The organism is Agrobacterium sp. S7/73 (assembly GCF_019355535.1).
Taxonomy (GTDB): Bacteria; Pseudomonadota; Alphaproteobacteria; order Rhizobiales; family Rhizobiaceae; genus Agrobacterium; species Agrobacterium tumefaciens.
Genome location: NZ_CP072136.1, coordinates 2186184 through 2205718, shown reverse-complemented (window position 1 = coordinate 2205718; position 19535 = coordinate 2186184). Strand labels below are relative to the sequence as shown.

The window sequence follows — 19535 nt, the reverse complement described above, 5'->3', positions numbered from 1 at the left end:
ACGACAATGGCTGGACCTTCCGCACACGACGATCATCACTCGCATGGTCAATCCGCTCATGATGGGCACGCGCATGATGATCATTCTCATGATCATTCCCACAAGCCGGGCTTTTTCGCCCGCTGGTTCCTGTCGACCAACCATAAAGACATCGGCACGCTCTACCTGATCTTCGCCATCATGGCGGGTATCATCGGTGGCGGGCTTTCGGTTGTCATGCGTATGGAGCTGCAGGAGCCGGGCATCCAGATCTTCCACGGTCTGGCCTCCATGGTTTACGGTTTCGAGGGCGACGCTGCCATCGACGGCGGCAAGCACATGTTCAACGTGTTCACGACAGCGCACGCGCTCATCATGATCTTCTTCATGGTCATGCCGGCGATGATCGGCGGCTTTGCCAACTGGATGATCCCGATCATGATCGGCGCTCCTGACATGGCTTTCCCGCGCCTCAACAATATTTCCTTCTGGCTGATCGTTCCGGCGTTCATCCTGCTGCTCCTGTCGCTTTTCGTCGAAGGTCCGGCGGGCGGTTACGGCGTGGGTGGCGGCTGGACCATGTATCCGCCGCTTTCGACCAACGGCATGCCGGGACCGGCGGTGGATCTTGCGATCTTCTCGCTGCACGTTGCCGGCGCGTCCTCGATCCTTGGCGCCATCAACTTCATCACCACCATCCTCAACATGCGCGCTCCGGGCATGACACTGCACAAGATGCCGCTTTTTGCCTGGTCGGTTCTGGTCACCGCATTCCTACTGCTGCTTTCCCTGCCGGTTCTGGCTGGTGGCATCACCATGCTTCTGACCGACCGTAACTTCGGCACGGCATTCTTCTCGCCGGAAGGCGGCGGTGATCCGATCCTCTACCAGCACCTGTTCTGGTTCTTCGGCCACCCGGAAGTGTACATCCTGATCCTGCCCGGCTTCGGCATCATCAGCCACATCGTGTCCACCTTCTCGAAGAAGCCGGTCTTCGGCTATCTCGGCATGGCATACGCCATGGTCGCCATCGGCGCTGTCGGCTTCATCGTGTGGGCACACCACATGTACACGGTCGGCCTTTCGCTGGAAGCGCAGCGTTATTTCGTCTTCGCAACCATGGTCATCGCGGTGCCGACAGGTATCAAGATCTTCTCGTGGATCGCGACGATGTGGGGTGGTTCGCTGACCTTCTCGACCCCGATGGTCTGGGCAATCGGCTTCATCTTCCTGTTCACGGTCGGCGGTGTCACCGGCGTCCAGCTCGCCAATGCCGGTCTCGACCGTTCGCTGCACGACACCTACTACGTCGTGGCGCACTTCCATTACGTTCTGTCGCTCGGCGCGGTCTTCGCGATCTTCGCCGGCTGGTATTACTGGTTCCCGAAGATCACCGGCTACATGTACAACGAGTTCATCGGCAAGCTGCACTTCTGGGTGATGTTCGTTGGCGTGAACCTGATCTTCTTCCCGCAGCACTTCCTCGGCCTTGCCGGCATGCCGCGTCGTTACATCGATTATCCCGATGCCTATGCCGGCTGGAACCTGGTGTCTTCCTATGGTTCCTATATCTCGGCCGTTGCCGTGTTGATCTTCCTCTTCGGTGTTTGGGAAGCCTTCGCCAAGAAGCGGATCGCTGGCAACAATCCCTGGGGTGACGGTGCGACGACGCTCGAATGGCAGCTGTCCTCTCCGCCGCCGTACCACCAGTGGGAACAGCTTCCGCGCATTCGCTGAATGCCGGACCGGAGTGCGCGGGCAGGGCTTGCGAACTCCGGAAGCTGAAAAGAGGGGATGGTGTGGGCTTATCCGCGCCGTTTCCCTTGAGGCGGACGGAGTCTGATGCTGCGTGAGGCATTTTGTCCAAGCGAAGCTTTTCGTGCGACATGATAAAAGCCAAGTACTGCCACTATGAATGGGCAGACGCAGCAGGGCGACGGAACGGGCGTGGCGATATGCCAGGCGCATGGCATCGGGTCTTTGACCCCGGTGCTGCTCGTGCCGGAACGTTCGGACCAATGAATTGACGCACCGTGCACGCCGAAAACGACACTCTGTTTTCGGGCTGGTGCAAGGGATGCCGCGACAAGCGGCATCTGAAGAAAAACAGGATACGAAATGACCGTCATCGACAATCGCGAAATGCTTGGCCTGGAAAGCTCCGAACTTTCGGAAGCCGGCGCGCGCGATTATTTCGAGTTGCTGAAACCGCGCGTCATGTCGCTCGTCGTCTTCACGGCGTTTGCGGGCCTCGTGCTGGCGCCGGGCCACATCAACCCGGTCCTCGGCCTCATCGCCATTCTCTGTATTGCCGTCGGTGCCGGCGCATCCGGCGCGCTCAACATGTGGTACGATGCAGATATCGACGCCGTGATGAGCCGCACCGCCAAGCGGCCGATCCCGTCCGGCCGCGTAGCACCTGGCGAGGCGCTGGCCTTCGGACTGACGCTCTCGGCCTTTTCGGTGGTCATCCTCGGGCTTGCGGTCAACTGGTTCTCCGCCGGATTGCTCGCCTTCACCATTTTCTTCTACGCCGTCGTTTATACGATGTGGCTGAAACGCTCGACACCGCAGAACATCGTCATTGGTGGTGCTGCCGGCGCTTTCCCGCCCATGCTTGGCTGGGCCTGCGTCACCGGCGGCGTTTCGCTTGATAGCGTCATCCTCTTCCTCATCATCTTCTTGTGGACACCAGCCCATTTCTGGGCGCTGGCGCTGTTCAAGATGCGCGACTACGGCTCCGTCGGCATTCCGATGATGCCGAACGTGGCGGGCGAGCGCTCCACCAAGAACCAGATGATCGTTTACGCAGTGCTGACGGCTGCAGTTGCGGTCGCGCCGTATTTCACCGGTCTGGCGAGCCTCGGTTATGGCATTTTCGCCGCCGTGCTGAGCGCGATCTTTGTGTACTGTTCGCTCGATGTCCGGCGCATGCCTGACGGTGACGAAAAAATGCTGCCCGCCAAGAAGATGTTCGCCTATTCGGTGCTTTACCTCTTCGCCATCTTCTCCGGCCTTTTGGCCGATCATTTCGCTCCGGCCCTGAAAGCCGTGATTTCGGGAGTTTTTTGATGGAAACCGTGGAACTGAGCGCGGCGCAGAAAAAATCGAGGCGCGGGCGCAACGTCGCGCTCGGCGTCTTGCTCGCCGGTCTGGTGGTGCTGTTTTACGTCATCACCATCATCAAGATCGGCTCGCATTGACGGCCTGACAGTGAGGGCATGATCGGAGGAGAGGAGGGGGACATGGCGAATACTGGGGCAAATATCGGGGCAGACAAGGCAACGGCCGGCACGCAGCGGGTGAGCAATCGCTCCATCCTCGTGCTCTGTCTCGTGTTTTTCTGCGCTATGATCGGCATGGCCTACGCCGCCGTTCCGCTCTACAGCCTGTTCTGCCGCGTCACTGGCTATAACGGCACGACCCAGCGCGTCGAGCAATATTCCGACGTCATTCTCGACAAGACTATCAACGTCACCTTCGACGCCAATACGTCGAATGGCCTCAACTGGGATTTCCGCCCGGTCGACAAGCTGGTCACGCCGAAAATCGGCGAGACGGTGCAGATCAATTTCAAGGCGACGAACCGCTCAGCGGTGGCAACCACGGGCACGGCGGTCTTTAACGTCACGCCCATGGAAGCAGGCGCTTATTTCAACAAGGTGGAGTGTTTCTGCTTCACCGAAACGACGCTTCAGCCGGGCGAAACGCTCGAAATGCCGGTGGTGTTTTTCATCGATCCGAATATCGCTACGGCGCGCGAAACGAAGAACATTCATACTTTGACGCTGTCCTATACGTTTTATCCGGCCAAAACCGAAAAACCGGTTGCGTCCTTGCCGGTAAAGACTGAATCTGGCGAAAGCAAATTGTGAGAGGAGACTCGGGCCTTTTGAGCAGGGCCGGGTCTGGGAAGAGATACCAGGGGATTGTCACACATGGCAGATACGCATCAGAAGAACCACGACTACCACATCATAGATCCAAGCCCCTGGCCGCTTCTGGCCTCGATCGGCGCCTTCATTCTGACCTTCGGCGGCGTCTGTTACATGCGTTACCTGTCGGCTGGCTCCTTCAAGCTGTTCGGAATGGAACTGGCCAATCCCTGGCTGTTTTATATCGGTCTCGTCATCGTGCTTTACACCATGTACGCATGGTGGGCAGACACGATCAAGGAAGCCAATGAGGGTAGCCACACCCGCGTCGTTTCGCTTCACCTGCGTTACGGCATGATCATGTTCATCGCCTCTGAGGTGATGTTCTTCGTCGCGTGGTTCTGGGCCTATTTCGATGCCAGCCTTTATCCGCACGAGGCCATTCAGGCGTCCCGCCTCGAATATACCGGCGGTCAGTGGCCGCCAAAGGGCATCGAGGTCATCGATCCCTGGCACCTGCCGCTCTACAACACCGTCATCCTGCTTTTGTCGGGCACCTGCGTCACCTGGGCGCACCATGCCCTGCTGCACAATGACCGCAAGGGGCTGATCACCGGTCTCGTCCTCACCGTTGCCCTCGGCGTCCTGTTCTCGACCGTGCAGGTTTACGAATACATGCACGCCCCGTTCGACTTCAAGAACTCGATCTATGGCGCGACCTTCTTCATGGCGACCGGCTTCCACGGTTTCCACGTTTTCGTCGGCACGGTTTTCCTGCTGGTCTGCCTGCTGCGCGCCATTGCCGGCGGCTTCACGCCGAAACAGCATTTCGGCTTCGAAGCGGCTGCCTGGTACTGGCACTTCGTTGACGTCGTCTGGCTGTTCCTGTTCTTCGCGATCTACATCTGGGGCGGCTGGGGCGCGCCGCTGGCGGAGTGATGCGGTTTGTTTTCTGACTCGGAGGGCGGCATCTGCCGCCCTTTGTGTTTAAACAGGCGGGCCGGACGGAGGTTTAACCGGCCCAGGGCGGGAGGCCATCATGTCTGAACCCGGAAACGGCGGTTTTGCGCCGGTGGACCCAATAAAAGTCGGGCTGAAGGGCTGCTGCCCGCGTTGCGGCAATGGCAGGCTGTTCGACGGCTTCCTGACCCCGAAACCCGCATGCAGCGCCTGCGGGCTGGATTACGGCTTTGCCGATGCGGGTGAAGGCCCGGCCGTCTTTGTCATGCTGATCGTCGGTTTCCTTGTCGTCGGGCTGGCGCTTTGGTTCGATCAGCGTTTTGCGCCGCCCGTCTGGGTGCATGTCATGCTCTGGTTGCCTTTTGCGGTGATCGTCTCCCTCGTGCTGCTGCGCAAGATGAAGGGCATCATGATTGCGCTGCAATACCGCAACAATGCAAGCGAAGGCAGGCTTGATCGTGAATGAGGTTTCCCACATGAAGGCGGCGGAAAGACGCATCTGGTTTGCCGCGCCGCTCGTCCTTTTGGCACTTGCCATCCTTCTCGGGCTAGGCACATGGCAGGTGAAGCGGCTTTACTGGAAAGAAGCGCTGATTGCCGATATCGAGGCGCGGCGCAACGCAAGTCCGGCCACGCTCTCGCAGATCGAGGTCATTGCCAAAAGCGGCGGCGAAATTGAATATCGCAGGGTCAACGTTTCCGGCGTTTTCGATCATGCCCGCGAGCGGCATTTCTTCGCCACCCATCAGGGCAGAACCGGCTATTACATCTATACTCCGCTGTCGCTTGCCGATGGCCGCATCCTCTTCGTCAATCGCGGCTTCGTGCCGTTTGAGATGAAGGAGGCAACGAAGCGGCCTGAAGGGCAGATCGTTGGCGAGGTGGAGATCAAGGGGCTGGCGCGCGCGCCGCTCGTTGCAAAACCGTCTTCCCTGCTGCCGGATAACGATATCGCCAAGAACATCTTCTACTGGAAGGATCTGGCGGCCATGGCGTCGAGCACCGATATCCCGCCTAACAGGCTGGTTAACCTGTTCGTGGATGCCGACGATGCGCCGAACCCCGGCGGCTGGCCACAGGGCGGCGTGACGCTGATAGATTTGCCCAACAATCACCTGCAATATGCGATAACGTGGTATGGTCTGGCGGCGGCCCTTGTCATCGTCGCCGGTTTTGCCTATTTCCGGAACGGTAAGGCGCAAGGTGAATAACGCGCGCCCTGTCCGGTAAGGCTGGCTACCGGGCAAGGGCAAGGAGCACGCCAAGGAGCACGAATGAACATCGCCGTTTCCAAACCCCCTTTGACGATAAGGCTGTGCGGACCGCGCGGCTTTTGCGCGGGCGTGGACCGGGCGATCCAGATCGTCGTGCTGGCGCTGAAAGCCTATGGCGCGCCGGTCTATGTCCGCCACGAAATCGTCCATAACCGATATGTGGTCGAGGGGCTGGAAGCCAAGGGCGCGATTTTCGTCGAGGAACTGCACGAAATCCCCACCGAGCATCGCGAGCAGCCGGTGGTCTTTTCCGCCCATGGCGTGCCGAAATCCGTGCCGGAGGATGCGCAGGCGCGCAACCTGTTTTATCTCGATGCCACATGCCCGCTCGTCTCCAAGGTCCATAAGCAGGCCATGCGCCACCAGCGCCTCGGTCGCCATGTCGTGTTGATCGGCCATGCCGGTCACCCTGAGGTCATCGGCACCATGGGCCAGCTGCCCGAAGGTACTGTTTCGCTGGTCGAGACGGTGGAGGATGCCGGCACCTATGAACCGGTGGACCGAGAAAACCTCGGTTTCGTTACCCAGACAACGCTGTCTGTCGATGATACCGCAGGCGTTATCGCCCGGTTGCAGGAGCGTTTCCCGGCCATTCAGGCGCCAGCCGCCGACAGCATTTGTTACGCCACCACCAACCGTCAGGATGCGGTGAAGCAGGCGGCCCCCGGCTGCGATCTCTTCATCGTGGTCGGCGCGCCCAATTCGTCAAACTCGAAGCGGCTGGTGGAAGTGGCGCTGCGCGCTGGCGCCAAACATTCGGTTCTGGTGCAGCGTGCGGCGGAAATCGACTGGGATGCGATCGGCGATATCCGCACCGTCGGTCTTTCGGCGGGCGCTTCTGCGCCGGAGGTCATCGTTGATGAGATCATCGAAGCCTTCAAGGCGCGTTTCGATACGACGCTCGATCTGGCCGTCACGGTGGAGGAAACGGAACATTTCCTCGTCAACCGCGAACTGCGCAGCATCGAGCTGACGACGGACGATATGGCTTTCGTGAACGGCAATGCCAGCAATGCCCTGCCACCGAAAGCCGCCACTGGCGCCTAGACCGGGATGGCGAGATATGTGAGTGGTTCCCACCGCGCATATGTCATCCCCTCTTCAGATTTTCACTCCATCCTTCATCAAGAGATTTGAAATTGGCAGTTTATACGGACATCACCGAAGATGATCTGAGGAATTTCCTCGTACAATACGACGTTGGCAGCCTCACATCCTATAAGGGCATTGCCGAAGGCGTCGAAAACTCCAATTTCCTGCTGCATACGACGAAGGATCCGCTGATCCTGACACTTTACGAAAAGCGCGTGGAAAAATCCGATCTGCCGTTCTTCCTCGGTCTCATGCAGCATCTGGCCGCCAAGGGTCTGTCCTGCCCCTTGCCGCTGCCGCGCAAGGACGGGGAACTGCTGGGCGAATTGTCCGGCCGCCCGGCGGCGCTGATCTCCTTCCTTGAAGGCATGTGGCTGCGAAAACCGGAAGCGAAACATTGCCGGGAAGTCGGCAAGGCGCTGGCCGCCATGCATCTTGCCGGTGAGGGGTTCGAGATCAAGCGCCTCAATGCACTCTCCGTCGATGGCTGGAAGGTGCTGTGGGACAAGTCTGAAGACCGCGCCGACGAGGTGGAGAAGGGCCTGAAGCAGGAGATCCGCCCGGAAATCGATTATCTCGCCGCCCATTGGCCGAAGGATTTGCCCGCGGGCGTCATCCATGCGGACCTGTTTCAGGACAACGTGTTCTTCCTCGGTGACGAGCTTTCCGGCCTCATCGATTTTTACTTCGCCTGCAACGACCTGCTCGCCTATGACGTGTCGATCTGCCTCAATGCCTGGTGCTTCGAGAAGGATGGCGCTTATAACGTCACCAAGGGCAAGGCGCTGCTGGAAGGTTACCAGTCGGTGCGTCCGTTGAGTGAGGCGGAACTGGATGCCTTGCCGCTTCTGGCACGCGGCTCGGCGCTGCGCTTCTTCCTGACCCGCCTCTATGACTGGCTGACGACGCCGGCGGGCGCGCTGGTGGTGAAGAAAGACCCGCTGGAATATCTGCGCAAGCTGCGGTTCCACCGCTCCGTCAGCCATGTCGCCGAATACGGGCTGGTTGGCGAATGAAACATGTCGATATCTTTACCGACGGCGCCTGCTCCGGCAATCCCGGTCCGGGCGGCTGGGGTGCTGTGCTGCGATATGGCGAGACCGAAAAGGAATTATCCGGCGGCGAGGCCGATACCACCAACAACCGCATGGAACTGCTGGCGGCCATCTCGGCGCTCAACGCGCTGAAAAGCCCCTGCGAAGTCGATCTCTATACCGACAGCGCCTATGTCAAGGATGGCATCACCAAGTGGATTTTCGGCTGGAAAAAGAAGGGCTGGAAAACCGCCGATAACAAGCCGGTCAAGAATGTGGAGCTGTGGCAGGCGCTGGAGGCTGCGCAGGAGCGCCATAAAGTGACGCTGCACTGGGTCAAGGGCCACGCCGGCCACCCGGAAAACGAGCGCGCCGACGAATTGGCACGCAAGGGCATGGAGCCTTTCAAACGCCGGTAACGGAAGTCTGATTTCTTCCATGCGGCCCTGGTCCGAGCCAACCGTGATAAAGGATTGTGAAAACTGAAACCCGATCTATCTTGTCGTCAAACAGTTGGACGATGTTCCAGCGGAGGAGAGACATTCAGATGATCCTGCATTGTGTATTTCTACGGTTCAAGGCGGCAACGGCATCCTCTGAAAAACACGCGGTGTTTGAAGCAATTGCGGCCCTCAAGGACGTGATACCCGGCATAATCGACGTGAAATACGGCCAGAACGTTTCGCCGGAAGGCCTGAATGGCGGTTTCGTCGATGGCTTCATCGTGACGTTGGACAGCCCGGAAGCCCGCGACGAATATCTGGCGCATCCGCAACACATGGAAGTCGGTCAACGTCTGGTCTCGCTGACCGATGGCGGTCTGGCAGGGCTTCTGGTGTTTGATATGAATGTGTGAAAAAGGGCGGTTTGACCGCCCTTTAATGGATACTGTGCTTCATTCGCGACGACAGAGAGGTGGCTTAAAGCTGCTCGATCATCGCTGCAGCGGCCGAGACCGTCGCCTGGCCGGGATTTTCTTCCACGTTGAGCGATGTAACCACGCCGTCTTTCACCAGCATCGAATAGCGCTTGGAGCGCACGCCGAGGCCACCGCCGGAGAGGTCGGCATCGAGGCCGAGCGCCTTGGTGAAGGCGGCGTCCCAGTCGGCGAGGAAGTGAATTTTGCCCTGGCCGCCGGACGATTGTGCCCATGCGCCCATGACGTGCCAGTCGTTGACGGAAACGACGGCGATGTCATCCACGCCCTTTGCGAGAATGGCGTCGCGGTTTTCGAGGTAGCCCGGCAGGTGGTTCAGCGAGCAGGTGGGAGTGAAAGCGCCGGGTACGGCGAAAAGAACCACCGTCTTGCCGCCAAAAAGCGCATCGGTGGTGGTTTCCACCGGGCCATCGGCGGTCTTTTCCTTGAAGGTTGCGGAAGGCAGTTTTTCGCCGATCTTGATAGTCATGTCCATGCTCCTATGGCCGTTTGGTTCGCGCGACTATAGAGCAAGGAAAAGAAAACTGTCATACGGTTTTCGCGGGAAATTACATGGCTGAGACAGCCGTTCGGGATATGCCGCCTGAACGGTCAGGGCTTTGGAAAATTGAGCATGGTCTCCATGGTCCGATCGCCGGATTTGACAAGAATGGGCCAGCTGTTGCCCTGCACCTGATAGGTTTTTGGCAAGCCCTTGATGTTCATGTAGAAGGAGAGCTTGCGCTTGTCTCGCACCAGGTTCTGCGGCTCATAATAGGCAAAACCGGAGGGGCCGGCGATGAATATCTCGGTGTCCTTCGGCGCGTTTTCCGGCAGCTGCAATTGCACGCCAAGCATGGTCTTGTCGGGCGTGATGTGGAAATCGACAACCTTGAAATCGTCGGACGCAGCCTCTGGCAGCGTCTCGCGCGCCTCTTCCAGCAATCGCCGCTCTTCGTGGTCGTCATCGCCCGCATTGCCGCGGCTGATCGAAAACGTCGCCTCAAAGGGAATGCAGATATTCTGGCAGACGCCGATGAAGGCGGTGAGGTCGATATTGCCTCCCGCTTTGGCGTCCACGGCTTTCAACTGAAAGGGAATGCTAACAGCGTGATCGTAGCCGATATCGGTGATATCGCCGTTCTCGATGAGTTTGGGAACGGGATAGGCCATCGATGTCAGGCTTACACCGCTTGCCGGATCAAGCGTGATCTTGGGCGGTATTCCAGCTTCGCCCGGTTCGCGCCAATAGGTTATCCAGCCGTCTTTCGGCTCGATCTGCAACACGCCGCGCACCAGGCCGTCCGCATCCATGGCAAGGCTTGCCACACGCATCTGGCCGCCTTCACTTCTCGCCCAGTCGGTAATTTCGGCCTGCGCTACTTGCCCGCTACCGAGAAGGGCGGCGAAGGCAACGGCGAGGCGAAGATGTGAAAATCGAAAGAATGTCCTGACGCTCATTCTTTCCGTCTAACCCAACATCGCCCGATGGACCAGTTACGAATTCGTGCGGTTCATCATTTTCGGTTGATTGATCGGGCGCGATGCCGCATCCTGTGCTTTGTCGAAGTGCGAACGCCGCTTTCCCGTTCAATGATGGAATTCGGCAAGCTGGAGGCGCCGGTGAGCTTTTCAACCCTGATGGACAAACGCGAACGTGGCTTTTTTGACAGCCAGTTCCTCATTGCGATGCCGGGGCTGGACAATGGCAATTTTGCCCGTTCGGTGGTCTATATCTGCGCCCATTCGGATGCCGGAGCCATGGGTTTCATCATCAACCGGCCGCAACAGATCACCTTCACGGATATTCTGCTGCATCTGAAGCTGGTGGACAGCAACGACGCCATCATGCTGCCCAACCGCACCCGGGAATTTCCGATCCAGTGCGGCGGCCCGGTCGAATCCGGCCGGGGTTTCGTGCTGCATTCCGATGATTATTTAAGTGAATCGAGCATTCCCGTCAGCGACGACATTTCCTTGACGGCGACGCTGGATATCGTGCGCGCCATTTCCAACGGTCGCGGCCCGCAAAAGGCCACCATGATGCTCGGTTATGCCGGCTGGGGTCCGGGTCAGCTGGAAAACGAGATCGCCAATAATGGATGGCTGAATTGCCCGGCGGCGGAAGAGCTGATTTTCGACCGTGGACTGGACAACAAATACGAGCGGGCGCTTGCGCTTATGGGTGTGGATGCTCGCATGCTTTCTGCGGAAGCCGGCCACGCCTGATTTTTTCGTGATGCTCCTTTTGTCGACTGCTGGAACCAATCCCAATCCCTAACGTTAACTATCCCGAAAGCCGCACAGACAGTACGGCTCAACTAGGGAGCAGTAACATGGGTAGCACATCAGACAAGATCGCCGGTACAGCCAAGGAAGTTGCTGGCAAGGTCAAGAAAAACGTCGGCGAAGCAACCGGCAACAACGAGCTGCGCGCCAAGGGTGCCGCTCAGGAAACCGAAGGCAAGGTACAGAAGAACGTCGGCAAGGCCAAGGATGCGGTCAAGGGTGTCGTTGATCGTATGTAATGTCGCCTGACGGGCTCCCGTGTCTCTGATGCGGTGCTTTGGAGCGCATGTGTTATCGCACATGCGCTCTTGTCGTCTGGAGGCCTGAAGGGCGGGTTTGTTACGCCTTTCACCTTGGTCTCATATATTCGCTTTCACCCAATTCATCCACCGCAAGGGTTTCATGAATGAAGCTTTTTTCCTGCGCTTCCTGTGGCCAGCCGGTCCACTTCGACAATCGTTTCTGCGTCTCTTGCGGCCATCGTCTGGCCTTCGTGCCGGAGCGCCTTTCCATGGAAGCGCTGGCGCCTGCGGGTGAGCCGAACTGGCAACTCGTGGCCCAGCCGGAAAGACATGTGCGGTTCTGCGCCAATGAGGTGAACGACATCTGCAACTGGTCTGTGCCGGCGGAAAGCCAGAACGCCTTTTGCCCGGCCTGCAGCCATAACCGTCTCGTTCCAAATATCGCGACGGATGAGGGTATCGAACAATGGCGCGGCATCAGCCAGGCGCAGCGGCATTTGTTCTATTCGATATTGCGTCTCGGCCTGCCGCATCCCAACCGCGATGCCGATCCTGTCGGCGGGCTAGTCTTCGACTTTCTGGTCGACGAGGTCGCACCTGACGGTTCCGTCATTCCCGCCATGACCGGCCACGACGAGGGCCTGATCGCCATTCGCGCGGCAGAGGTGGATGATGCGACGCGCGAGCAGGTGCGCACCAACATGAACGAGCCGTATCGCACCATGCTTGGCCATTTCCGCCATGAGGTTGGGCATTTCATCTGGAACAAGCTGGTTCGTGATGAGAACCGATTGGAGGCCTGCCGCGCGGTATTCGGCGATGAGCGCGAAGACTATGCCGCGGCGCTACAGCGCAATTACGAGCAGGGGCCGCGCCCCAACTGGCAGGAAACCTTCATAAGCGCCTATGCCTCCGTGCATCCCTGGGAGGATTTTGCCGAGTGTTTCGCGCATTATCTTCACATCGTCGATACGCTGGAAACCGCGCGCGCCTTTGGCGTGGCGATAGACCCCGACGGACATGAGGAAATGGCGGCGGAGGTCACTTTCGATCCCTATAATGCCCGTAGCGCCGCACAACTGGTCAAGGCCTGGATTCCGCTCAGCGTCGCCATCAACTCGATCCAGCGCAGCATGGGGGAGGCGGACCTTTATCCCTTCGTGCTGGCCCCGCCTGTTGTGAGCAAGATGGAATTCATCCACGACCTGCTACACGGCAGGATCGACGCGATGCCTCAACAGCAGATGCAGCAGTTCTCGATGGCGCAGTGAATACGAGACACGAGAAGTCATAGTCAGGAAACGCGTCGTTTCCTTCTCCCGTCATTCCGGCTCAATGCCGGAATGACGGCGGTGGATTGAGTAGCCCTTTACCACCCCATATTCCAATACCTCTTACGAAGCTCGCTTCGTCGGCTGGAACCGCTCCCGCAGAAGCTTCAGCGCCGCATCGCCGGAAACCGGTGTGCCGAACAGGAAGCTCTGGCCGAAATGGCAGTTCATGCGTGAGAGTTCCGCCGCATCCTCAGGCGTTTCAATGCCTTCCGCCACCACCTGCATATCGAGCGCGCGCGCCATGGCGATAACGGAGCGCAGCAGCACGTTGCGCTTGTCGCTGGTATTGGCCACCAGTGCCTTGTCGAGCTTGATCGTGTCGAAGGGGAAGCGGGTGAGATAGGCAAGTGACGAATAGCCGGTGCCGAAATCGTCCATGGCGAGGCTGATGCCCGTTTCCTTCAGCTTGGAAAGCACCAGCCGCGCCTGTTCCGGGTTCTCCATCACCACGGATTCCGTCAGCTCCAGCTTCAGCTGCTGCGGATTACAGCGCGTTCGCGTCAGCATGCCGCGCACGTCGTTATACAATTCGTTATTCAGCAATTGCGCGCTGGAAATATTGACGGAGATGAAGATCGGCATCTTCTCGATGGAATGCTGCCAGTCCATCAGGTCGGTCGCTGCCCTTTCCAGCGCGAACATGCCGAGCGGTTCGATCAGACCGGAGGCTTCCGCGATGGGTATGAATTCGCTTGGCGGAATGTTGCCGCGTTTGGGGTGTTCCCACCGCATCAGCGCCTCGAAACCGGCCAGCGCGCCATCGTCAAGCTTGACGATGGGCTGATAGGCGAGCGACAGCTCCTTGCGCTCGATGGCGCGGCGAAGATCGCTTTCCATTTGCAGGCGGTCGGTGCCGGACGTGCGGAAAGCGGGACGGAACGGCTCGACGCGGTTTCCGCCAGCGCGCTTGGCGCGGTACATCGCCAGTTCCGCATCGCTCAAGAGACCTGCGGCACTTTCCTGCTGGTCTATCCATGAAACGAGGCCGATGGAGGCGGTGAGGATGATTTCGCGATTGGCGAAATTGATCGGCACCATGATTGCCTTGTTCACCGCATCGGCGAAATCGGCCACCCGCTGCGGATCGCGCTCCGAGGTCAGGATCAGGCCGAATTCATCGCCGCCGAGACGCGCCAGCGTATCCTGCGGTTTCAACAGGCGGCGCAGACGCCGTGTCAGTGCGATGAGAATATTGTCGCCTGCAGCAATGCCGAGCGTATCGTTGACCAGCTTGTAACGGTCGATATCGATCGCCATCACCGTCGGGCGCACGCCGTCGCTTTCAGGAGAGAGGTTGAGGATCGATTGCAGGCGGTCGAGGAAGACCTGCCGGTTTGGTAGCCCGGTCAGATTGTCATTCATCGCATCCTGCAACAGCCGCTCCACCGAGTTCTTCTGCTCGGTGATGTCGGTGATGGTGCCGACGCAGCGGATGATTTCGCCGTTGGAGCCGAGAACCGGGCGGGCGCGGATTTGCAGCCAATGGAAATGTCCGTCTTCAGCGCGAATGCGGAATTCGTGATTGAGGCGGCCCTTGCGATGGTCGAGCAGCACGTCGAGCGTTGCCTTGAACCGGTCGCGATCGTCAGGATGCAGGCGCGGCAGCCAGTTGCGCGCAGCACCATGCATCGTGCCGGGCTCCAGCCCCAGACGGTTGGAAATGTCAGGTGTGGTGACGATGCGGTCGCGCGTCACGTCCCAGTCCCACACGGTATCGCCGCTGCCCGTCAGTGCGAGAGATTGCCGTTCGAGATCGGAAAACAGGCCCTGCTGATAGGCGCTGCCGGCAAAGGCATGCTGGATGACTGTGAAGCCGATCAGAAGCACGATCAGCACCAGCCCGCCGCCAAGCGCCGGCTGAACGATGTCGTTGTCCAATTGTCCGGTCACCGTCAGCCAGCTGCCGAACAGCCAGACGAGGATGAGCGCCCAGGACGGAACGAGCAAAATCGCCCGGTCGTAACGGTTGAAGCCAAGATAGATGATGAGTGCGATGCCGGCCGTCGCCGTCAGCGCGAAGGAGACGCGCGCGATACCGGAGGCGACCGAAGGATCGTAAATCGCGACGCCGAACAGCAGCGCCAGACCCACCACCCAGGCAAAGGTCGCATAACCCAGATGCGCGTGCCAGCGGTTTAGATTGAGATAGGTGAACAGGAAGACCACGAAGCTGGAGGCGAGAGCCACTTCGGCGCCCGCCCTCCATATTCGCTGATCGCTGGATGTGACGGTGATGAGTTTTTCAAGGAAGCCGAAATCGACGCAGATATAGGCGAGCACCGCCCAGGCGAGCGCGGCCGACGCCGGCAGAACCGAGGTTCCCTTGACGACGAACAGGATGGTCAGGAGCACGGCCAGCAGGCCGGCAATGCCGAGAACGATGCCGCGATAGAGCGTGAAGGCGTTGATCGTATCCTTGTAGGCTTCCGGTTCCCACAGATAGATCTGCGGCAATTGCGGGGTCGACAGCTCGGCAACGAAGGTGATGACGGAGCCGGGATTGAGCGTGATGCGGAAGACGTCGGCATCCGGGCTTGGCTGCCGGTCAAGCGCAAAGCCTTCGCTCGGTGTGATCGCGATGATGCGCTGCGAGCCGAGATCGGGCCAGAACAGCTTGGAATTCACCAGACGGAAATGCGGTGCGACGATAACGCGCTCCAGCTGCTCTTCCGAGACGTTGGCGAGCGCGAAGACGGCCCAGTCGCCCTGATGGTCGGTGGAGCTGGCGCGCACCTCGATACGGCGGCGGATGCCATCCGGACCGGGCGCGGTCGAGACCTGAAAGGCTTCACCCTGATTGGCATAGATATCGGTTGTCGCGGTGAGATCGAGCGCCGTATCGTCACGGGAAATCTTCACCGGCTCGAAGGCGTAGGAAAGAGACGAAAAAAGCAGGAAAAACAGGAAGAACGGCGCAGCCAGTGCAATTGCCGCCAGACGTTTCGACAGGCACGGCGCAGAGTGAGTGTAAGTCATGTATCGTACTTCGTTCCACTGGAGCTTTGCTTGTCGGCAAGAAGGGAAAACATCGTATGATCCCGCCATTGGCCGTTGATTTTCAGATATTCCCGCAAGAGGCCTTCCCGCTGGAACCCGGCATTTTCGAGAAGCCGGATGCTTTTGAAGTTTTCCGGAATACAGGCTGCCTCGATACGGTGCAACTGAAGTCCGTTGAAGATATAGGGTATTACCAATTTTAATGCGGCAGACATATGGCCTTGCGCGGCGTAGCGTTCGCCCACCCAATATCCTATCATGCAGCTTTGTGCAGCACCCCTCCTGATATAACCGATGGTGATGCCGCCAACGAGCAACGTCTCCTTCTCGAATAGCAGAAACGACACGGCGGTGCCGGAGGAAAACTCCTGGCCGTTGCGCACCACACGCGTGCGGAAGGAGCCTTCCGTCAGTTCGTCCGGGCGCCAGGTGGGTTCCCATGGCTGGAGAAACTGACGGCTTTCCGAGCGCAGAACGTGCCACTGCTTGAAATCGCCATAGCGCGGCAGTCTGAGAAGATGGTTGGCGCTGCGCAGTTCCGGGGTGTCGTTATGTCGGGAAAGAAAACGCAGCATTCACCATCCCTGTACGGAAAGAAACCGCAACCCTCAGCCGTTCGCCTTTATCCTTGCGGGCTGCTGCGCGGAAAGCGCGGCAGTAATGTCTGAAAGAGGCGGCAGCTGTTCGAGCGGGCCAATTGCAGACAACGTCGGAACTGTATCGAAAAACAGCCGTCCTGCAAGATCGGTCAGGCGTTCCCGCGTGATGTCGTTCAGGCGCTCCATCATCTCCTCATTGGGGATGGGTCGGCCGTAAAGCATCATCTGCCGTGCCATCTGGCCGGCACGGGCTGCCGGGCTTTCCTGACCCATCAGCAGTTGCGCGCGGATTTGTGCGCGGGCGCGGTCGATTTCTTCCTGATGAATGGTCTGGGAAGACTTGCGCAACTCGTCGACGATGACGGGCATCAGTTCCGGGAGGTCGTTGCCGCCGGTCGCCGCATGCACGCCGAAAATGCCGGTGTCGGAAAAACCCCAATGGAAGGCATAAACGGAATAACAAAGGCCGCGGGACTCTCGCACTTCCTGGAACAGGCGCGATGACATGCCGCCCCCAAGAATATTGGCGAGAATTTGCGAACAGTAGAAATCGCGGGCGTGATAGGCCTTGCCCTCGAAGCCGAGAAGCACCTGCGCGTCCATGAGGTCACGGGTCTCGCGGATTTCCCCGCCGGTATAGATCGCCTTTTCGAGAACCGGCGTGGTGACCGCCAGCTGCGGCAGCGAGGCAAAGCGTTCTTCCACCTGCTTCACGAAGCTTTGGTGATCGACAGCACCCGCTGCAACCACGAAGATGCGATCCGTCGTATAGTTGCGGGCGAGATAATGCCTGATCTGGGCGCTGGTGAAGGATTGCACGGTTTCCGGAGTGCCGAGGATCGGGCGGCCGATGGTCTGGTCGCGATAGGCGACGCCGGAAAAATTGTCGAAAATCACATCGTCAGGCGTATCGGTGGCGGCACCGATTTCCTGGAGGATGACGTTTTTCTCCCGCTCCAGCTCGTCTTCGTCGAACAGCGACTCTGTCAGAATGTCTGCAAGAATATCGACGGCGAGCGGAACGTGGTCTTTCAGGACGCGGGCGTAGTATGAAGTTGTTTCCGTCGATGTCGCGGCGTTGACTTCGCCGCCGACATTTTCGATCTCTTCGGCGATCTGCCGGGCGGTGCGGCGCGCCGTACCCTTGAAGGCCATATGCTCGAGAAGATGGGCGATGCCGTGCTCGGCAGTCGTCTCGTTGCGGGACCCGGATTTGATCCACACCCCAAGAGCAACGCTTTCGAGATGCGGCATTCTTTCCGTGACAACGGTCAACCCGGACGAAAGCCGGGTCACATTAACTCTCATATCAAGTCTTTCCGCGTCTCTATTTGCCGGCGCGTGCGTGGCTGCCGATGAAGGTTTCCACCGTCTTCAGCTCTGCGTCCAGAATGTCGAAACGCTCCTCCCGGTTCATAATGTCAGCTAGCCATACTGGAAGCGCCGGGTCGATTGCGCAAGCGGATTTTACGGCGGCCGGGAATTTAGCCGGATGGGCAGTGGACAGGACCACCATCGGGCTTGATGCCTTTTCGTGTTTTTCCGCCACAAAAACGCCGGTCGCCGTATGCGGGTCGATCAGGTAACCGGTTTTCTCAAGCGTATCGCGGATCGTCGCCGCCACCTGCTTTTCGGTGGCACGGCCGGCGCGGAAATCCTTCTTGATGAATTTCAGCGCATGCGGCGGGATTTCAAACGCGCCGGATTGCTTGAGGCCATCCATCGATGCCTTTACAGAAGCGGAATCGCGGCCATAGGCTTCAAACAGCAGCCGCTCGAAATTGGACGAGATCTGGATGTCCATCGAGGGCGAAGTGGTGGGCGTGACGCCGCGCATCTCGTAACGGCCTGTCTTCAGCGTGCGCGCCAGAATGTCGTTGTCGTTGGTGGCGATGACAAGCTTGTCGATCGGCAGGCCCATCTTCTTGGCGACGTAACCGGCGAAGATATCACCGAAATTGCCCGTTGGAACTGTGAAGGAAATCTTCCGGTCGGGACCGCCGAGCGACAGGGACGCCGTGAAATAATAGACCACCTGCGCCATGATGCGCGCCCAGTTGATGGAGTTGACGCCCGAAAGCTTGACGCCGTCGCGGAATTTCGCGTCGTTGAACATTTCTTTGACGAGGTTCTGGCAATCGTCGAAATTGCCGTTGATCGCCAGCGCATGCACGTTGGAGGCGGTGGAGGTCGTCATCTGGCGCTGCTGCACCGGAGAGACCTTGCCATTGGGGAAAAGGATGAAGATGTCGGTGCGCTCGCGCCCGGCAAAGGCGTCGATGGCTGCGCCGCCCGTGTCGCCGGAGGTGGCGCCGACGATGGTGGCGCGCTCGCCGCGCTCAGCCAGCGTATAATCCATCAGGCGGGCGAGAAGCTGCATCGCCACGTCCTTGAAGGCAAGCGTGGTGCCGTGGAAAAGCTCCAGCACGAAGGTGTTCGGCCCGGTCTGCGTCAGGGGTGCTACGGCCGGATGGCGGAACGTCGCATAGGCGTCGTCGATCATCGCCCTGAACTTGTCGGCCGGAATTTCACCGCCGGTGAAACGGTAGAGAACCTCAAACGCGATGTCCTGATAGGACTTGCCGCGCAGGTTGCGGATTTCCTTTTTCGACATGGAGGGCCATTCGCGCGGCACGTAAAGCCCGCCATCACGTCCAAGGCCCGCCAGAAGCGCGTCGCAGAAACCAAGCGAAGGGGCCGCACCCCTGGTCGATACATATTTCACGAGATAGTCCCTTGTCGTTTACCGGTCTGTCCGTTGCCGTTACCGGCTCTTTATCAGCAGCATCCCGCCGGAATGAGGCGATTGGCGAGGTAATGAAGGGCTTTTTTGAAAATTCAAGCAAAACCAAACATGCCAATCGATTTTTTCCGGCGTCGCTGCTATAGACCATCGCCAACCTGCGTGAAAGGTCAATAAACAGCGTCTCCGGTTCGGTTCCGG

At 59.0% G+C, this 19535-nt stretch carries 20 protein-coding genes; 14 read left to right on the top strand and 6 right to left on the bottom strand.

From position 1 onward, the window contains the following. Positions 1-6 precede the first annotated feature (6 nt). The 11 genes from ctaD to J5276_RS10910 all read left to right on the top strand — a co-directional run bounded on the left by ctaD (position 7) and on the right by J5276_RS10910 (position 9070). Complete coding sequence (gene ctaD / locus J5276_RS10955) at positions 7-1716, top strand: cytochrome c oxidase subunit I (protein ID WP_112155210.1); 1710 nt, start codon at positions 7-9, stop codon at positions 1714-1716. A gap of 381 nt (positions 1717-2097) precedes the next feature. Further along, positions 2098-3051 carry a heme o synthase gene (gene cyoE / locus J5276_RS10950; RefSeq protein ID WP_065688067.1) on the top strand — a complete coding sequence of 318 codons (954 nt, stop codon included), beginning with the start codon at positions 2098-2100 and terminating at the stop codon, positions 3049-3051. After that, complete coding sequence (locus tag J5276_RS30360) at positions 3051-3182, top strand: hypothetical protein (RefSeq protein WP_013635615.1); 132 nt, start codon at positions 3051-3053, stop codon at positions 3180-3182. The genes cyoE and J5276_RS30360 overlap by 1 nt, the downstream gene beginning before the upstream one ends. A gap of 42 nt (positions 3183-3224) precedes the next feature. Continuing rightward, on the top strand, positions 3225-3854 hold the full coding sequence (locus J5276_RS10945; protein ID WP_112155211.1) for a cytochrome c oxidase assembly protein: 630 nt from the start codon (positions 3225-3227) through the stop codon (positions 3852-3854). Positions 3855-3917: 63 nt separating this feature from the next. Further along, positions 3918-4793 carry a cytochrome c oxidase subunit 3 gene (locus tag J5276_RS10940; protein ID WP_003511788.1) on the top strand — a complete coding sequence of 292 codons (876 nt, stop codon included), beginning with the start codon at positions 3918-3920 and terminating at the stop codon, positions 4791-4793. A 100-nt stretch (positions 4794-4893) separates the two neighbouring features. Next, the gene (locus J5276_RS10935; protein WP_019564184.1) at positions 4894-5280 is read left to right on the top strand and encodes a DUF983 domain-containing protein; all 387 of its coding nucleotides are present in this window, start codon (positions 4894-4896) and stop codon (positions 5278-5280) included. 10 nt (positions 5281-5290) lie between these two features. Next, entirely contained in the window at positions 5291-6025 is a 735-nt protein-coding gene (locus J5276_RS10930; protein WP_112155212.1) for an SURF1 family protein, read from the top strand. 63 nt (positions 6026-6088) lie between these two features. Further along, positions 6089-7135: a 4-hydroxy-3-methylbut-2-enyl diphosphate reductase gene (gene ispH, locus J5276_RS10925; RefSeq protein WP_019564182.1), complete on the top strand. Its 1047-nt coding sequence runs from the start codon at positions 6089-6091 to the stop codon at positions 7133-7135. Positions 7136-7227: 92 nt separating this feature from the next. Further along, the gene (locus tag J5276_RS10920; RefSeq protein ID WP_112155299.1) at positions 7228-8196 is read left to right on the top strand and encodes a homoserine kinase; all 969 of its coding nucleotides are present in this window, start codon (positions 7228-7230) and stop codon (positions 8194-8196) included. Then, entirely contained in the window at positions 8193-8633 is a 441-nt protein-coding gene (gene rnhA / locus J5276_RS10915; protein WP_003511799.1) for a ribonuclease HI, read from the top strand. The genes J5276_RS10920 and rnhA overlap by 4 nt, the downstream gene beginning before the upstream one ends. A 128-nt stretch (positions 8634-8761) precedes the next feature. Then, complete coding sequence (locus J5276_RS10910) at positions 8762-9070, top strand: Dabb family protein (protein ID WP_013635620.1); 309 nt, start codon at positions 8762-8764, stop codon at positions 9068-9070. A gap of 64 nt (positions 9071-9134) precedes the next feature. Here the strand turns inward: J5276_RS10910 and J5276_RS10905 are convergent, their stop codons facing one another. Together J5276_RS10905 and J5276_RS10900 are read right to left on the bottom strand one after the other, a co-directional pair. Beyond that, positions 9135-9620 carry a peroxiredoxin gene (locus J5276_RS10905; RefSeq protein WP_003511803.1) on the bottom strand — a complete coding sequence of 162 codons (486 nt, stop codon included), beginning with the start codon at positions 9618-9620 and terminating at the stop codon, positions 9135-9137. A gap of 122 nt (positions 9621-9742) precedes the next feature. Next, the gene (locus tag J5276_RS10900; RefSeq protein ID WP_112155213.1) at positions 9743-10591 is read right to left on the bottom strand and encodes a protein-disulfide reductase DsbD domain-containing protein; all 849 of its coding nucleotides are present in this window, start codon (positions 10589-10591) and stop codon (positions 9743-9745) included. A 162-nt stretch (positions 10592-10753) separates the two neighbouring features. Here J5276_RS10900 and J5276_RS10895 point away from each other — a divergent pair, with 162 nt between their 5' ends. The 3 genes from J5276_RS10895 (at position 10754) to J5276_RS10885 (ending at position 12932) form a co-directional block, all read left to right on the top strand. Further along, positions 10754-11359, top strand: coding sequence for a YqgE/AlgH family protein (locus J5276_RS10895; protein ID WP_003511807.1), 606 nt, complete (start codon positions 10754-10756; stop codon positions 11357-11359). Positions 11360-11466: 107 nt separating this feature from the next. Further along, positions 11467-11658, top strand: coding sequence for a CsbD family protein (locus J5276_RS10890; RefSeq protein WP_003511808.1), 192 nt, complete (start codon positions 11467-11469; stop codon positions 11656-11658). A gap of 167 nt (positions 11659-11825) precedes the next feature. Next, positions 11826-12932, top strand: coding sequence for a putative zinc-binding metallopeptidase (locus J5276_RS10885; protein WP_112155214.1), 1107 nt, complete (start codon positions 11826-11828; stop codon positions 12930-12932). 123 nt (positions 12933-13055) lie between these two features. Here the strand turns inward: J5276_RS10885 and J5276_RS10880 are convergent, their stop codons facing one another. Genes J5276_RS10880 through thrC form a run of 4 tightly spaced genes read right to left on the bottom strand, consistent with a single transcriptional unit; the run spans position 13056 to position 19316 of the window. Then, complete coding sequence (locus J5276_RS10880) at positions 13056-15971, bottom strand: EAL domain-containing protein (protein ID WP_003511812.1); 2916 nt, start codon at positions 15969-15971, stop codon at positions 13056-13058. Continuing rightward, positions 15968-16567 carry a GNAT family N-acetyltransferase gene (locus tag J5276_RS10875; RefSeq protein WP_003511814.1) on the bottom strand — a complete coding sequence of 200 codons (600 nt, stop codon included), beginning with the start codon at positions 16565-16567 and terminating at the stop codon, positions 15968-15970. The genes J5276_RS10880 and J5276_RS10875 overlap by 4 nt, the downstream gene beginning before the upstream one ends. A gap of 33 nt (positions 16568-16600) precedes the next feature. Then, positions 16601-17899 (bottom strand): pitrilysin family protein, encoded by a 1299-nt coding sequence (locus J5276_RS10870; RefSeq protein WP_209159377.1) that lies wholly within the window; start codon positions 17897-17899, stop codon positions 16601-16603. Positions 17900-17918: 19 nt separating this feature from the next. Next, the gene (gene thrC / locus J5276_RS10865) at positions 17919-19316 is read right to left on the bottom strand and encodes a threonine synthase (protein WP_112155215.1); all 1398 of its coding nucleotides are present in this window, start codon (positions 19314-19316) and stop codon (positions 17919-17921) included. Positions 19317-19535: the final 219 nt, after the last annotated feature.

Coding starts and splice junctions, on each gene's coding strand:
- J5276_RS10930 (WP_112155212.1), top strand. CDS start 5,291: ATGAAGGCGGCGGAAAGACGCATCTGGTTTGCCGCGCCGCTCGTCCTT.
- J5276_RS30360 (WP_013635615.1), top strand. CDS start 3,051: ATGGAAACCGTGGAACTGAGCGCGGCGCAGAAAAAATCGAGGCGCGGG.
- J5276_RS10945 (WP_112155211.1), top strand. CDS start 3,225: ATGGCGAATACTGGGGCAAATATCGGGGCAGACAAGGCAACGGCCGGC.
- ispH (WP_019564182.1), top strand. CDS start 6,089: ATGAACATCGCCGTTTCCAAACCCCCTTTGACGATAAGGCTGTGCGGA.
- J5276_RS10905 (WP_003511803.1), bottom strand. CDS start 9,620: ATGACTATCAAGATCGGCGAAAAACTGCCTTCCGCAACCTTCAAGGAA.
- J5276_RS10880 (WP_003511812.1), bottom strand. CDS start 15,971: ATGACTTACACTCACTCTGCGCCGTGCCTGTCGAAACGTCTGGCGGCA.
- ctaD (WP_112155210.1), top strand. CDS start 7: ATGGCTGGACCTTCCGCACACGACGATCATCACTCGCATGGTCAATCC.
- J5276_RS10935 (WP_019564184.1), top strand. CDS start 4,894: ATGTCTGAACCCGGAAACGGCGGTTTTGCGCCGGTGGACCCAATAAAA.
- J5276_RS10885 (WP_112155214.1), top strand. CDS start 11,826: ATGAAGCTTTTTTCCTGCGCTTCCTGTGGCCAGCCGGTCCACTTCGAC.
- rnhA (WP_003511799.1), top strand. CDS start 8,193: ATGAAACATGTCGATATCTTTACCGACGGCGCCTGCTCCGGCAATCCC.
- J5276_RS10940 (WP_003511788.1), top strand. CDS start 3,918: ATGGCAGATACGCATCAGAAGAACCACGACTACCACATCATAGATCCA.
- cyoE (WP_065688067.1), top strand. CDS start 2,098: ATGACCGTCATCGACAATCGCGAAATGCTTGGCCTGGAAAGCTCCGAA.
- J5276_RS10900 (WP_112155213.1), bottom strand. CDS start 10,591: ATGAGCGTCAGGACATTCTTTCGATTTTCACATCTTCGCCTCGCCGTT.
- J5276_RS10910 (WP_013635620.1), top strand. CDS start 8,762: ATGATCCTGCATTGTGTATTTCTACGGTTCAAGGCGGCAACGGCATCC.
- J5276_RS10870 (WP_209159377.1), bottom strand. CDS start 17,899: ATGAGAGTTAATGTGACCCGGCTTTCGTCCGGGTTGACCGTTGTCACG.
- J5276_RS10875 (WP_003511814.1), bottom strand. CDS start 16,567: ATGCTGCGTTTTCTTTCCCGACATAACGACACCCCGGAACTGCGCAGC.
- J5276_RS10890 (WP_003511808.1), top strand. CDS start 11,467: ATGGGTAGCACATCAGACAAGATCGCCGGTACAGCCAAGGAAGTTGCT.